The sequence below is a fragment of the Lysinibacillus sp. NPDC097195 genome (assembly GCF_044762075.1).
In the GTDB taxonomy this organism is placed as follows: Bacteria; Bacillota; Bacilli; order Bacillales_A; family Planococcaceae; genus Lysinibacillus.
The window spans coordinates 1,879,746-1,892,400 of record NZ_JBIWDP010000001.1; the positions used below are offsets into that span (position 1 = coordinate 1,879,746).

The window sequence follows — 12,655 nt, forward strand, 5'->3', positions numbered from 1 at the left end:
GAATTGTCATTTTAGTATAGCAAATCACTTAATCATTTTCCACTGGTACATAGCCCACTTTTTCAACTAATGCTTGCCCTTCAGGTGACACAATCCAATCAATAAACTTTTGTACATTTGGTTTTTCCGTTCCAGTAGTCACTGCATAAAATTCCGATGTTAGTGGATATGTACCATTACGAATATTTTCCTTAGTCGGTTCAATACCATCGATGGATAGTAATTTTATTTCCTTATTACCGACCATTTCCGTTGAATAATACCTAAACGTAAAACCGATAGCATTTTTATAATTGCGATATTGTGAAACCTCATGAATGATTCCACCCATACCAGATGCTACATCTTCAGCAGGAGCCTCCATGATTGGTGTATCGCCCATCAGTTTTTCTAACGTCGACTGACTACCACTATCAGCTGGTCGTTGGAATGCACGTATCGTGTCATCATCGCCACCTACATCGTGCCAGTTTGTCACCTCACCAGCGTATATTTGCTTCACTTGTTCAAGAGATAAATTGTCCACACGATTTTTATGGTGAACGAAAAAGACAAATGCTTCTCGCCCAATCGGTGTCATGTCAAATGTGAGCCCATTAATCTCCGCATACTTTACTTGGGAATCAGATGGTGCAGCAGCAAAAATAATATCGACATCACCTTCAATTAAATTTTGGTAAGCCTCAGGTGTGCGGCTTACTTGAACTTCACTATTAGCATAATAATAGTCTTTTTTAGGATAGGTAGCTTCCACAAATGCAGCATATAAAGGATACATGGCTGTTGCCCCATCTAGACGTGGTAGCGGCTCTTCCAATTGTAATGAAGCTTTAATATTATTCTTCACAACCTTATTTTGTGCCATAAATGGCTGATAGTTTGAAACCTCGATTTCAGCGTCTACAGTGGCGATGCTCATTTTATAATGATACTGGAGTGGTGCAATAGAAGTGAGTAATAGCGCCACTCCCACAATGGACACAAACCATATTTTCCGCTTCTTCGTCTTAAACAAATCAAAAATTAAACAGACAAAAAGTAAAAATAAACTAATCGCAATGACAAAAAGAAGATTTAAATAATAGAACGCGCCATTGAGTGACAAAGTTAAAGCAATGACACCAGTAAAGAACACTAGATTTATAAACACAAATATTGTTTGGAAAAATTTCATTGCCTTCCTCCTCACCTATGATAGATTTACTCACCATTATCATACATAATATTTGTAAATAATTCCACATTCTACATTAAGAACACACTTACATAGGAAAATGCCAATAATATTGTCCTGTACTGTCTAGCACTACTTCAGGCAATTTACTGTCCAAGTATTCTAAATGTTTTTTTTCGCATCGTAAATCGCAATAAAATTCATCTACTTCAGGATTATAAGTACTCTTTGCCCGATTCATTATCTCCTTGTGACAATTTCCACATTTAATAGTGATCATCGTTCACTCTCCCTTTTTTGCACCATTGATTGCATAAAAAAAGGAGCTTATCGAAAGCCCCTTACCGAAATTGCTATCCTGTATATACACCTTCACATGTATCAGGTGCTGGTTCATAGAAACAATGATTTTTAAATTGACCAGTAAATGGTTGACCGTACCAAGTTGGTGGGCACGGCGCATAAGGATTAAAGTACCAGAGGGCAAATTTCGCTGGGTGCTCCCTCCAATAATCCAAATTCTGTTTCGCTAATCTTTTCTCAGTTTCCCGTGCTCTTTGATAAAACATATTGCCTTTTTGAACCGCTTCAAATGAATAATTTCCACCCTGCACCTGATAAATAACATCGTCGATTGTGCGTAAATCTTTAAAATCTAAACAATTGGATACTAGACGATTGACAATAACATTGCCAACGTACAGCATCCCTTGTTTGCCTTCACCTTCTGCCTCTGCCCTCATCATCCTTGCCATTAAATCAATATCTGAATCCCGGTATTTTACTCTCGGCAATTTATTCACCTCAAACATATTGTATGACCACAAAACATTAAATGTGTCATTCGTTGTAGATAAATGCTTATAACATTGTCCGTTAAACTTTTTTATAAAACACGGTATATTGTTGAGGATTGGTAAAACCTAAGTTATTCCCTAATTTAATGGACGCCTGATTATCAATATCGCAATCCCAACGAGGTTGAATCTGATTGGCAAGGCAATTATCTATAAATTGTTCAGCAACGATACTTGCTAACCCTTGCCCTCTATAATGAGCGTCAGTGACTATATCTATTTCTGCATATGTAGTAGATTTAAAAATGGATACGGCTTCGCTAATAATGCGCTCTCCATCTTTCACACAATACCCGATACCTTTTTCAATAAAATTGTCTACAGAACCCCAATATTCATTATAGTAATGGTTATCAAACTCCAAATAATGTTGGATATCCATCTTATTAATATTTGATACACGATACGCACTAACATGATTTCTTTTGCTATTTTTATACGTCATTTCATCAAATGAAAATGCATAACGATGTATTTTCCCTACATTTTGGTCGGCGATGCAGCTTTCAATCGCTACATTCCATTCCACATTAGGAGAAAATAATGTAAATCGTTTCCCTTGTGTTACGGCTACATCAAAAATGTTGACGATGGTCTGAACAGATTGTTTATGTGATGGTTGACCTGCTACATAATGCAGTCCTGAATCTGTATGTATAAGCAACGTATTGTAGTCAGTGGAATCAGCATAAACTGTTCCTTGAATTATGCCATCCAAAATACTACAGACAAACGTTGGCGCTTCAGTTACTTTCGTTTTAATGAACTGAAAATGTTCTTTTGGTACTATTATCATTTCGCTTTCCCTCTTCACTAAAATATTGTTATGAATAACAGAATCGACAGTGTTAAGCACATACTCCAAAGCGAGCCAAGAATTTTTTGATTTCTAATATTTCTATTTTGTTTTAGTTTTTCTAATATTTGAACTAAATTCATAAACCATAACACCGAAAATAACAGTGGTAAAAATAAAGCAAATAAATAACCGTCCATCAAATCCTCCTTAATCGTTTCTTCCTTCTTCTTTTCAATACAATAACTAAAATCAAGCTCACAACCCCTAAAAATCCAATCAAACCGTATATCATGGGATCAATTATTAAAAAATAGCTATCTTGTAGTTGATAATGTTCACTCTTAAAGAGCATCGAACCATCCTTCCTTTTTATAGCCTAATGCATCATACCTTGTAGAGCACTGAACAGAATGAAACATGCAATACAAAAAATAAAAATAGTCCAAAGTAAATTTTTCGATCTTTTATATTCTCGTAAGCCCATTAAAATAAGCATTCCACTTAAAAAGATGAGCATCGGAGGTAGTAAATCGTAGTTTTCTGTAATTCTCATGTAAATACCCATTGTCACGCCAAGCATTGCAGAAAACAGTTGTAATACCATTAACAGATCAAATCTTTTAATTTTCATTAGTAGCATTCCTTCCTACAGCCAATTACACCATCATTTTAACGCATCTCTCAATATCGCGACATTTTCCTCATAAAATAAAGCGTGTTGATCGATACCACGACGTTTACACCAGCCGATACTATTAAAAGCATCTGTAAAGCGATAAAACGGCAACACTACCTCTAAATCAATTAATGGTCTTATACTGTTATAGCCTTCTTTATATGCTTGAGCCAGAGTTGCATCAAGGCTTAAAAAATCACGATTAATTTTTGTGAAATCTGTTTCTGTTGAGCCAAATCGTACAGATTCAAAATCAATTACGCCAGACACGTGTTGACCGTCTACAATAATATTGGCTGGACGAAAATCCATATGTATAAAGCTTGGACCATCAGGTAACGGAAGCTGATGTTTTACTTTCTCAAAATGCTTAATGGCTTGCTTGAATAAGCCAGGCTCCACAACATCTTCTACATCCTCTGCAAAACTATAAAAATGCCGTTCTACAAAACTAGACCATTCGGGGAATTCATTTTGAATGCCTACTAACGGTTGCCCAGCAGGTGGCTGAACTAAATGCATTGAGGCATGAAGGGCACCCACTTGGAACGCTACTGTTGGTGAAGCATTTGCTGTTAACGGTTGTCCTTTTAATTGAGATAATAAAAATGCACCAGGGCACTCCTCATCACCAGCCCAATTATCCAACAAATCTGGAATAGCTACCTTTTCCTTTAAAATTTCATATGCTTCTAGTTCTCGCTGACACTTTAATTTCGAATATGGAATCTTCACAAAAATAGTTTCACCATGACGTAAATTACATTTATAAACGGTAGAACCATGGGAATCTGCTACCTCATTAACAGATTCTACTTGTACGCCAAAATGATCAAGAATACGAGTTAACAAAACACTTACCTCCTTTTCAAAGAACACTTTTCTAATAATGGAAATTTTTATATAACCTTATTATCTATAATACGTAGTCATTATGCAAATGCATATCCAAATGTAGATACAACTGATAAATCATTATATAAAATATAGTTTTCCATTAAACTAAAAGCACACATCCTTACTATGAAAGAGACATTTTGTATTTCAAAAACAAGTCACAAAAACCCATTATATTAAGGAAATAAAGATTTATATTTCAAAAACTAAATACAACTAATATTTTTTTCTAATCAACTTATTGACGAATTAATAATTATTTTATAAAATTATTTCGCGTGGCAGAAATTACCTATACATAGTAAAAAATCTATTTAAAATCCTTTCAAACACTACTGTCAAGAAAAGAGGAACCTTAGTGAAAAGCATTAAACATAAATTATTAAGCGTATTCTTCATTGTCGTCTTATTAATTTCAGCGTTGTGCGTGTATAATTTCAATTCCATCAAAAAATTCAATCAAGATACGGAAGGTATTTTAAAAGAAGATTTACCACTATTAATTGCTGATGAAGAATTAGCGTTCAATATTGCCGAACGAATTGCGTTAGCGCGTGGATACATATTATACAATGACCCATCATACAAAGAGTCATTTCTTCAATACACGGAAGAAAGTAAGGAATTACAAAATCAAGTGCTGCAAGAAACCCATTCAGAAAAAGCCAAACAACTGATTGAAAAAAGTGTAGAATGGCGTAAAACGATTACAGATGAAGTATTTGTAGCGTTTGATAAAGGAAATAAAGAACAGGCACTTGCCATTATGGCCGATAAAGTACAGCCACTTGGTAGAGATTTAATGGCTGGTTTTAAAGAGATTGCAGATACTCGAAAAAACATTATTCTCTCACAGGGAGATGATGTGATTGAAACGGGAATTAGCATGAAAAATGCAAGTTTAATCATGTCCATCCTTATCATCATAGTCGCAATTGTTCTAGCTGTTATAACTGCGCGTATCATTTCTAGCCCTATAAAAAAAGTAGTCACGCGAATGTTACAAATTGCAGAAGGAAACTTACAAACTTCGAATTTAGTAACAAAAACTAAAGATGAAACCGCGCAATTAATACAGGCTACAAATACGATGAATGATCATTTAAAACATGTTATTACGAGCATTATAGAAGCCAGTGACCATGTAAAAAATCAAAGCCGAGGACTTTCCGCATCAGCAAATGAAGTGAAAGAAGGAAGCCTACAAATTGCCCTAACAATGGAGGCATTAGCTTCAGGCTCCCAGGAACAAGCACACAATTGTGCAAATCTAGGCGAAACGCTTGCCGATTTCATTGATAAAATTAAATTATCAAGCGATGAAGGAAAAGAAGTAAGGAACCTAACTGGGAAAGTAAAAGCGGCTACATTGAGCGGAAATAAGCTCATGGCTATTTCCGAAAATAATATGCATGAAATTGAAGATTTAGTGGAAGATTCAGTCGCAAAGGTAAAAGAGTTGGATCATAAAACGGCAAAAATTAATGATATTATCGCTGTTATTACCAATATTTCAGACCAGACTAATTTATTAGCACTCAATGCGGCCATCGAGGCTGCAAGAGCTGGAGAAAATGGCAAAGGCTTTGCTGTTGTAGCAGACGAAGTAAGAAAGCTTGCAGAGGAAGTAAAATATAGTGTCAATGACATTACGAACATCGTGAAAGCTGTCCAGCAAGAATCAACCGAAGTTGCATCCTCACTAGAAGTCGGCTATCAAACGATTCAAAACGGAACATCCCAAATTAAAGAAACAGCTGAAACCTTCCATTTAATTGCTGACCTTGTGGAAGGAATGACAACGAAAGTTGGTTTTATCTCTAGTGAGCTTGAACATTTTGTGGACAAAGGTGAACAACTAAATGTATCCATTCGTCAAATCGCAAGCGTATCAGAGGAATCAGCTGCCGGCATAGAACAAACAACCGCTTCTACCGAAGAAACAGCTAGTTTAATGGAACAAATATTAGAAAGCTCGCAAATGCTAGCAAACCAATCTGAGCAATTAAATCAAATTACTAAAAAATTTACAGTTTAAAAACGGAAAGATGTGTACTGGAATCCAGTACATATCTTTTTTGTTCATAAATTTGTATTGGCAGTTTCATGAGGCTTAACAGCAATTTAAACTAGCTATTGACCCCAAGGCTGTTCACCATATCTTTTAAGTGCCACAACTTCACCATCGTTTTTTTTCAATGTATTATAAACATACTTAACTTTGTATTCATTGTATTTTTCTAAATTAATCTTGTCGTAATAGCGCTTCGATAAAGCCAATTCACGATCATCAATTACTAAAAAACGCTCACCATTTCTTTCGATAATACTTTGTTCATCAAGTTTATAGGTACTTTCAATTTGAACATCCGTAATAGTATACATACCCGCTATAAATGCTCCTACAAAAAGAACGAGGAGAATGATTGCGAAAATCTTACTTTTACTCATGTGCCTCACTCCCATTCACTTTAGTATTACTACGTATACGTATGAACACTTTACAAAGTTTCAAAAAATAACCAAATTTACAAAAATAAAAGGAGCTAGTTAGCACAAAATTTAGACATTAAGTGACCCTTAGCATATCTATAGAGTACGTTCTGTTTTCTCGCCAACTAAATGAATATGAATATAAGAGAAATTCCTTCCTTCAATATGTTTCGGGACTTTTCATTTAAATAAAAAAAATCAGCCAAGTGATTCCTTCCCCTTTTATTTGCTTACTAACAAAAGAAAAAGAGCTGCATGAGCAACTCTATCTTCTAAGCGCGATGTTCATTTGTAAATATTTTAAGTGCCCCGATGATTACTACTAATACGATTACCACTACCGAAAATCTAAGAATGTAAATGTCAAAGATAAAACTTATTGCAACGATAGGAAGTCCAATCATTGCTACCAATGACGTGAATTTCGTATACCGGATAAGCTCATTTGAAAAGGTAGGTTCTTCTTCATATTTCCATTTTCTACCTAACAATAAACTTTCTTCAGGATTAAAATAAGACCAAATAATTAAACCATAGATAGGAATCATAAAAATTATCATAACAATCTTTTCAGCCATCAACATTCACCTTGCTATTTTCTTCTATTTTACCATAAAAATCCTTCAGTTTAAGAGGAGTTTTTTGATTGTGGTTAATTCCCTATCGCCGATTTTAGAGACTTTATCGGCGATTCACATGGTATCAGCGATTTTTTTGCTTCCATTTAAAGAATTTGTTTATTGTATCGTAATAGCTAATGTACCCCATTGTTTTTCTTGATTTGATGTGTAAATTTCATATGTACTGTCCAACATTTCTTTCATTGTCCAACCTTCACAATCGAATGCTTTAAAAGGAATGTCTTTATACATTTCTTCAAAAGTATCATATTTTCTTAATGCCGTTACTTGTACATGTAAAGTTTCGTTTTTAGATGGAAGGCATATAAACTTTATCGTGTCTCCAACTTTGATTTTTCTTCTCTTTTCATCATTCAACCGAACTTCTACCGTCTTTTCTCCCTCTTTTATGGAGCTAAAAAAATTATCATAAATCCCCATTTGATGTTCCACTTGAATACCCCCGCCGTTTATTAAATCGTTGTATAAAATAAATCACCCACCAAACAAAGAGAAAACAGTACCCTAGTAGGGCGTAAATCGACCAGGGGGCTCCTTGTTGTAATTGGGCAATGAAATGCTCGAACTCGTCTACCCCTATTTCTCGCCCAATACTGTTGATAATACTAATGATGGGAATAGTGAGTGCTAGAATCAATGTCACCGTCGACAAAACAACAGTCCTTGAGCGGATAATATTCATTAGTGCAGCTCCCAAAGATGCTAGTAGAAATATGTAATAAATAATTAAAACCCAATTAGGAACCGTTTCCCAATACATTTGCTCACCTCACGCTTCATTAAATCTAAATTTTAATATTTTTGTAGTAGACATATACTTAAGTTGCAAGTAAGCCCATAGAACAAACAACAATGCACTTATAATAAACAGCGCGATTGGCAATACATAATACCAATCTGGGAAATAGCGATGGACAAAATAATATTCTCCTGCGTTAAATCCTTCTGTGACATAAAAAAGTTCAGTTAACAAAGAAACTTGATTATCAGCATTCATCGGAAATACATGTTGCGCCTCTGTAAAATCTAAATTTATATATTGTATATCTTCGATGGAGGCTTTTTTTACATGAATCGCTATGCTCTCACCTGTATGAAATTGTGCATTTATTGCGTGTAGTGTCTGTTCGATGTTTTGAATATCACCACTACTAAGGTTTTTACCATTCAATTCATTAATGAAGGTGTTACGGACTTCACGGTAGCTCTCGTTCAACGATTCAGCAATTTGGAAAGAGATAAAACCCAATACTAAAAACAACAGGAACCCATAAAATAAACGTCTCGTTTTCTTCACATTCAAATAATGTGACCTTTAAATCTATTCCGTAACAATGCACAAGCATCGCGTGTAATTGCCCTCTGTGATGATAAATATGAGCAACTATTTCTAATAACCATTCATATCGTGAATAGGTAATACCCCAATAAGCAGTTACTTCCTCTTGAAGTTGCGCTTCTGTATAATTCATAAATTCATCTTTTAATAATTGGTAATTATGTAGCAATGCTTCTTTTATCTGATATCGATTTTCAAATGATTGACTCGCATAATAGTCATTCATCCTATCTTGGGATGCTCCATCTGCAATAAGTGAATCCGCTTTACAAATAGTCGCAATATGCTCCAACAATTCGCCAATGGAATGTTTATTCGGGGTCGGTCTTTTAAGTAAATCTTGTTCTGCTATTCTATCAACCATCTCTACTATCGTCTTTACTGCAACTTCTATTTGATGTATAGCATGTCTACAATATACGGACATCTTCTTTCCCTGCCTTATAAACCATCGTTATAGAGGTACCACATATTTCATAATCCTCAAAACCTAGCTTTCTATAAATATAAATCGCATGACTATTTTCAAGATCTACACTTAAAGAAATAGACTTATATCCATCACATTTTGCTTGTTGAATGATTTTCTCCATCAGTAACGTTCCTACGCCTTGCCCCCTCACTTGTGCCTTCACTGCTATACCTAATTCAGGCGTTTTACTATCTACGTAGCCATATCCTTTATTATCGTCGGTAAACAAGCGATACCAAGCCGCACCGACCGGCTCGTGCTTTGCATTGCACGCAATCAATGCCGTATCTCCATTTCTCCCCCAACCTTCATGGTATTTTTTAAGATGCGGCGAGTTGATTAAGTCTTCCTTTTGTGGCTTATTTTCTAAAATATAAATCGATTCATAAAACATATCTGTCAAAAAATCTAATTCATTGTTTGTAATACTGCTAATCGTAATGATAGTGACACCCCCTGTTTTTATTTATAACTTCTATGTAAATTTGCTAAATCCCTTCTATAACAGGGATTTATAAATATTCTCTAGCATACATTTGGTATAATAAGTAATTAACAAAATTTTTCATTAAACGGGAGGAATTGATTATGTCATCAATCAACACAATTGGCTACAGGAGCAAACCATTTTCAACATCACCACCACCGTTTACTTCAGCAAAGGCATCACGCAACATGCTTCTAGACAAACCAGATTAAGAATCTGCGAGATCTAAGCTGTTTCGCAGATTCGAAGGAGTAAACAATGAAATCTAACATTCAGTTTATTGTATCCATGATCATTTTCGGTACAATCGGTTTAGTTGTGCGGAAAATTGATCTAACTTCGAGCGAAAGAGCTTTACTAAGCAGTTTTATAGGTTGCTTATTTTTAACTATCCTTTTCTTTATAATGAAGAAAAAATTTTCATGGTATTTAGTAAAGTTAAATGCTTCCATTTTGCTTTTTTCCAGTATTGCATTAGCAGGGAATTGGGTTTTCCTTTACCAATCCTACGACCATACAAGCATTGCCAACGCAACACTCGGCTATTACTTTGCACCAGTGTTTGTCATGCTGCTGTCCCCCTTTGTGCTGAAGGAACCATTGTCTATTAGAAAAATGGCTTGTGTGACAGTCGCTGTAATTGGTTTAGTTTTCATCGTCGGTGACGGTTTGAGTGCATCTAAAACGGATGACCTACTCGGCCTTTTTTATGGCTTAATTGCCGCAGCATTTTATGCCGCATTATTGCTATTAAATAAATTTATTAAAGCTATAGAAAAACTAGAGCTGACAATTTTTCAGCTTGGTATCACTGCTTTATTGCTTATGCCGTATGTTTTCTTAACTTGTGGTTTGGGTATATTTCATGTCACGAGTTCGTCAATCCCTTTTATTTTGATTTTAGGGATTTTTAATACTGGGATTGGATTTTGGTTATTTTTTTCGGGGATGGAGAATCTAAAGGGGCAAAGTATTGCGATGTTAAGTTATGTTGATCCATTTGTCGCGATATTAATTTCGGCCCTTATTTTGCAAGAGCACATGACGATGCTTCAAATGCTCGGTGGTGCATTACTTTTAGCCTCAACATTCGTTAGCGAAATAAAATCACGCAAATTTTCGGAACAATAAATAGCATTTACAGTGGGAAGTAGTTATTTCCCACTGTTTTTTATTACACGCTACTACGAATTGAAAGTTACCAATGTAAATCGTTTAAAAATGCAAGTATATCTTTGTTCACGTCGTCTTTATCAGTGCCCAATGTCATTAAATGTTTAGCATTCGGATACGCCTTCACTTTTTTCTGCTGCGAGCCAACGCTTTGATAAATGACCTCAGCACTGTCTTTGTACAACGTCTCATCTAACGCACCATATAATATACTGATTGGTGACGTTATACGTGCTAATTGATCCACCGTTTTTTGAATGAGCTGTTGGAACTCAACTAATGAATGGATAGACATCTGTTGAAGTTGTGTGATTTCATGATGGATTTGATCTTCATTTTTCCCTTCCAGTTGTTTAAAACTTTTTGCATAATGAAAAACGCGCTTTTGGAGAAAAGAAGCTTCTCTATGTATTGGCACAGACATTGTCACAACACCGCTTAACTCCAACTCTTGTGCAGCTTTTAGGGCAAACACCCCACCGAGCGAAAGACCAACGACCGCTATTTTTCCATAACCTTCATCTTTTAATAGCTGATAACCGTCCAGTACATCTTGCCACCAATCTGTTGGTCTAAATGTAAGCAGTTTTTCAGCTGTTAAACCATGACCTCTGTATAACGGGGCATAGCAAGTATAATTGTGCTGTTGCAAATATTTTCCTAGCTTTTTCATATCAATGGTATTGCTTGTGAAAGAATGCAATAGTAAAACAGCTTGCTCTCCACCTTTATAGAAAAAAGGCTTAGGGGGTACAATTTTCATCATGATATCAAAAACCTCTCTGTAGCCATGTGCTAATTATTACTTAACTTCTTTTTTCAAGGGCTAATAAAGTACCTAAGCCGATTAATGTAAATCCACTCACTATTTTCTGCCAGTACATGGCGGTTTTATTTTTTACTAAAACATTTCGAACGGAACTGGCAATAATCGAATAGCAAACATCAACGACTAGAGTTAGACATCCAAAAATAACGCCGAGCACGGTGAATTGCCAAAACGTATTGCCCATGGCAGGCGAAATAAATTGCGGGAGAAACGTCAGGAAAAACAAAGCAACTTTTGGATTAAAAATATCCGTTATAGCGCCTTGCCAAAACGCTTTACGAATCCCACCTTGCGTTTCTTGTATTGTAATGTTTATCCCCTTTTTATCGCGAACCGTCTGGATACCTAAATAAATTAAATAGGCAGCACCTATGTACTTTACAATTTGAAAAACAAGTGCCGATTTCAGCAAAATAGCCGATAACCCACAAGCAGCTAGTAGAATATGAAACATTACCCCAACTTGCATGCCACATGCTGTCGCTATGCCTGCCTTTTTCCCTTCAGAAACGCTACGGCTAACGATAAACGCCATATCTGGACCAGGAATAATGGCAATAACCAATGTCGCAACTAAAAAAGCGACAAAATGACTATAATCTAAAGAAATAAAATCAAACATTTGCTCACCTCCAAAGTAACTAGACATTGTAACTATAACGAATTCATACAATACTCACAATATTTTTATTATTACACCTTCAAGTATGCCAATGGAGTAAAATCAAATTATTATTTTATGGTCTGGGGTGGTGCTACAATGTTGAATTTACTTTACACGTGGGCAAGTAACTATAAAGTTTGTTATAATCATAAAC

Annotated in this window: 16 protein-coding genes; 2 read left to right on the plus strand and 14 right to left on the minus strand. The window is 35.4% G+C overall.

Annotated elements, in window-relative coordinates; genetic code table 11:
- Window positions 1-28 precede the first annotated feature (28 nt).
- The 6 genes from ACIQXI_RS09710 to ACIQXI_RS09735 all read right to left on the minus strand — a co-directional run bounded on the left by ACIQXI_RS09710 (window position 29) and on the right by ACIQXI_RS09735 (window position 4,358).
- Window positions 29-1,174: a substrate-binding domain-containing protein gene (locus ACIQXI_RS09710; RefSeq protein WP_402923940.1), complete on the minus strand. Its 1,146-nt coding sequence runs from the start codon at window positions 1,172-1,174 to the stop codon at window positions 29-31.
- A gap of 353 nt (window positions 1,175-1,527) precedes the next feature.
- Window positions 1,528-1,968 carry a cell wall hydrolase gene (locus ACIQXI_RS09715; RefSeq protein WP_402923942.1) on the minus strand — a complete coding sequence of 147 codons (441 nt, stop codon included), beginning with the start codon at window positions 1,966-1,968 and terminating at the stop codon, window positions 1,528-1,530.
- Between the two features lie 82 nt (window positions 1,969-2,050).
- On the minus strand, window positions 2,051-2,827 hold the full coding sequence (locus ACIQXI_RS09720; RefSeq protein WP_402923944.1) for a GNAT family N-acetyltransferase: 777 nt from the start codon (window positions 2,825-2,827) through the stop codon (window positions 2,051-2,053).
- Between the two features lie 17 nt (window positions 2,828-2,844).
- Complete coding sequence (locus tag ACIQXI_RS09725; protein WP_402923946.1) at window positions 2,845-3,027, minus strand: hypothetical protein; 183 nt, start codon at window positions 3,025-3,027, stop codon at window positions 2,845-2,847.
- A gap of 179 nt (window positions 3,028-3,206) precedes the next feature.
- Complete coding sequence (locus ACIQXI_RS09730; RefSeq protein ID WP_402923948.1) at window positions 3,207-3,461, minus strand: DUF3953 domain-containing protein; 255 nt, start codon at window positions 3,459-3,461, stop codon at window positions 3,207-3,209.
- A 33-nt stretch (window positions 3,462-3,494) separates the two neighbouring features.
- Window positions 3,495-4,358 carry a phosphotransferase enzyme family protein gene (locus tag ACIQXI_RS09735; RefSeq protein ID WP_402923950.1) on the minus strand — a complete coding sequence of 288 codons (864 nt, stop codon included), beginning with the start codon at window positions 4,356-4,358 and terminating at the stop codon, window positions 3,495-3,497.
- A 403-nt stretch (window positions 4,359-4,761) separates the two neighbouring features.
- On the opposite strand from ACIQXI_RS09735, the gene ACIQXI_RS09740 reads away from it, so the two are divergent.
- The gene (locus ACIQXI_RS09740; RefSeq protein ID WP_402923952.1) at window positions 4,762-6,441 is read left to right on the plus strand and encodes a methyl-accepting chemotaxis protein; all 1,680 of its coding nucleotides are present in this window, start codon (window positions 4,762-4,764) and stop codon (window positions 6,439-6,441) included.
- Window positions 6,442-6,536: 95 nt separating this feature from the next.
- Here ACIQXI_RS09740 and ACIQXI_RS09745 read toward each other — a convergent pair whose 3' ends face one another.
- From ACIQXI_RS09745 to ACIQXI_RS09770, 6 genes are all read right to left on the minus strand, one after another.
- Window positions 6,537-6,854 (minus strand): hypothetical protein, encoded by a 318-nt coding sequence (locus tag ACIQXI_RS09745; RefSeq protein WP_402923954.1) that lies wholly within the window; start codon window positions 6,852-6,854, stop codon window positions 6,537-6,539.
- 314 nt (window positions 6,855-7,168) lie between these two features.
- A complete protein-coding gene (locus ACIQXI_RS09750; protein WP_402923957.1) occupies window positions 7,169-7,474 on the minus strand; it encodes a hypothetical protein in 306 nt (101 codons plus the stop codon).
- A 159-nt stretch (window positions 7,475-7,633) separates the two neighbouring features.
- The gene (locus ACIQXI_RS09755) at window positions 7,634-7,969 is read right to left on the minus strand and encodes an ASCH domain-containing protein (RefSeq protein WP_402923960.1); all 336 of its coding nucleotides are present in this window, start codon (window positions 7,967-7,969) and stop codon (window positions 7,634-7,636) included.
- Between the two features lie 337 nt (window positions 7,970-8,306).
- The gene (locus ACIQXI_RS09760; protein ID WP_402923962.1) at window positions 8,307-8,798 is read right to left on the minus strand and encodes a hypothetical protein; all 492 of its coding nucleotides are present in this window, start codon (window positions 8,796-8,798) and stop codon (window positions 8,307-8,309) included.
- Window positions 8,758-9,303: a DinB family protein gene (locus ACIQXI_RS09765; RefSeq protein ID WP_402923965.1), complete on the minus strand. Its 546-nt coding sequence runs from the start codon at window positions 9,301-9,303 to the stop codon at window positions 8,758-8,760. The genes ACIQXI_RS09760 and ACIQXI_RS09765 overlap by 41 nt, the downstream gene beginning before the upstream one ends.
- The gene (locus ACIQXI_RS09770; RefSeq protein WP_402925732.1) at window positions 9,287-9,742 is read right to left on the minus strand and encodes a GNAT family N-acetyltransferase; all 456 of its coding nucleotides are present in this window, start codon (window positions 9,740-9,742) and stop codon (window positions 9,287-9,289) included. The genes ACIQXI_RS09765 and ACIQXI_RS09770 overlap by 17 nt, the downstream gene beginning before the upstream one ends.
- Before the next feature lie 351 nt (window positions 9,743-10,093).
- Here ACIQXI_RS09770 and ACIQXI_RS09775 point away from each other — a divergent pair, with 351 nt between their 5' ends.
- Window positions 10,094-10,966 (plus strand): DMT family transporter, encoded by an 873-nt coding sequence (locus ACIQXI_RS09775; protein WP_402923967.1) that lies wholly within the window; start codon window positions 10,094-10,096, stop codon window positions 10,964-10,966.
- A 67-nt stretch (window positions 10,967-11,033) separates the two neighbouring features.
- Here ACIQXI_RS09775 and ACIQXI_RS09780 read toward each other — a convergent pair whose 3' ends face one another.
- The gene (locus ACIQXI_RS09780) at window positions 11,034-11,774 is read right to left on the minus strand and encodes an alpha/beta hydrolase (protein WP_402923969.1); all 741 of its coding nucleotides are present in this window, start codon (window positions 11,772-11,774) and stop codon (window positions 11,034-11,036) included.
- Window positions 11,775-11,814: 40 nt separating this feature from the next.
- Complete coding sequence (locus tag ACIQXI_RS09785) at window positions 11,815-12,459, minus strand: LysE family translocator (protein WP_402923972.1); 645 nt, start codon at window positions 12,457-12,459, stop codon at window positions 11,815-11,817.
- Window positions 12,460-12,655: the final 196 nt, after the last annotated feature.

Excerpts from the sequence above, each read along its gene's own strand:
- ACIQXI_RS09780 (WP_402923969.1), bottom strand. The coding sequence starts at position 11,774 with ATGATGAAAATTGTACCCCCTAAGCCTTTTTTCTATAAAGGTGGAGAG.
- ACIQXI_RS09750 (WP_402923957.1), bottom strand. The coding sequence starts at position 7,474 with ATGGCTGAAAAGATTGTTATGATAATTTTTATGATTCCTATCTATGGT.
- ACIQXI_RS09775 (WP_402923967.1), top strand. The coding sequence starts at position 10,094 with ATGAAATCTAACATTCAGTTTATTGTATCCATGATCATTTTCGGTACA.
- ACIQXI_RS09785 (WP_402923972.1), bottom strand. The coding sequence starts at position 12,459 with ATGTTTGATTTTATTTCTTTAGATTATAGTCATTTTGTCGCTTTTTTA.
- ACIQXI_RS09725 (WP_402923946.1), bottom strand. The coding sequence starts at position 3,027 with ATGGACGGTTATTTATTTGCTTTATTTTTACCACTGTTATTTTCGGTG.
- ACIQXI_RS09710 (WP_402923940.1), bottom strand. The coding sequence starts at position 1,174 with ATGAAATTTTTCCAAACAATATTTGTGTTTATAAATCTAGTGTTCTTT.
- ACIQXI_RS09765 (WP_402923965.1), bottom strand. The coding sequence starts at position 9,303 with ATGTCCGTATATTGTAGACATGCTATACATCAAATAGAAGTTGCAGTA.
- ACIQXI_RS09730 (WP_402923948.1), bottom strand. The coding sequence starts at position 3,461 with ATGAAAATTAAAAGATTTGATCTGTTAATGGTATTACAACTGTTTTCT.
- ACIQXI_RS09720 (WP_402923944.1), bottom strand. The coding sequence starts at position 2,827 with ATGATAATAGTACCAAAAGAACATTTTCAGTTCATTAAAACGAAAGTA.
- ACIQXI_RS09745 (WP_402923954.1), bottom strand. The coding sequence starts at position 6,854 with ATGAGTAAAAGTAAGATTTTCGCAATCATTCTCCTCGTTCTTTTTGTA.
- ACIQXI_RS09770 (WP_402925732.1), bottom strand. The coding sequence starts at position 9,742 with ATGTTTTATGAATCGATTTATATTTTAGAAAATAAGCCACAAAAGGAA.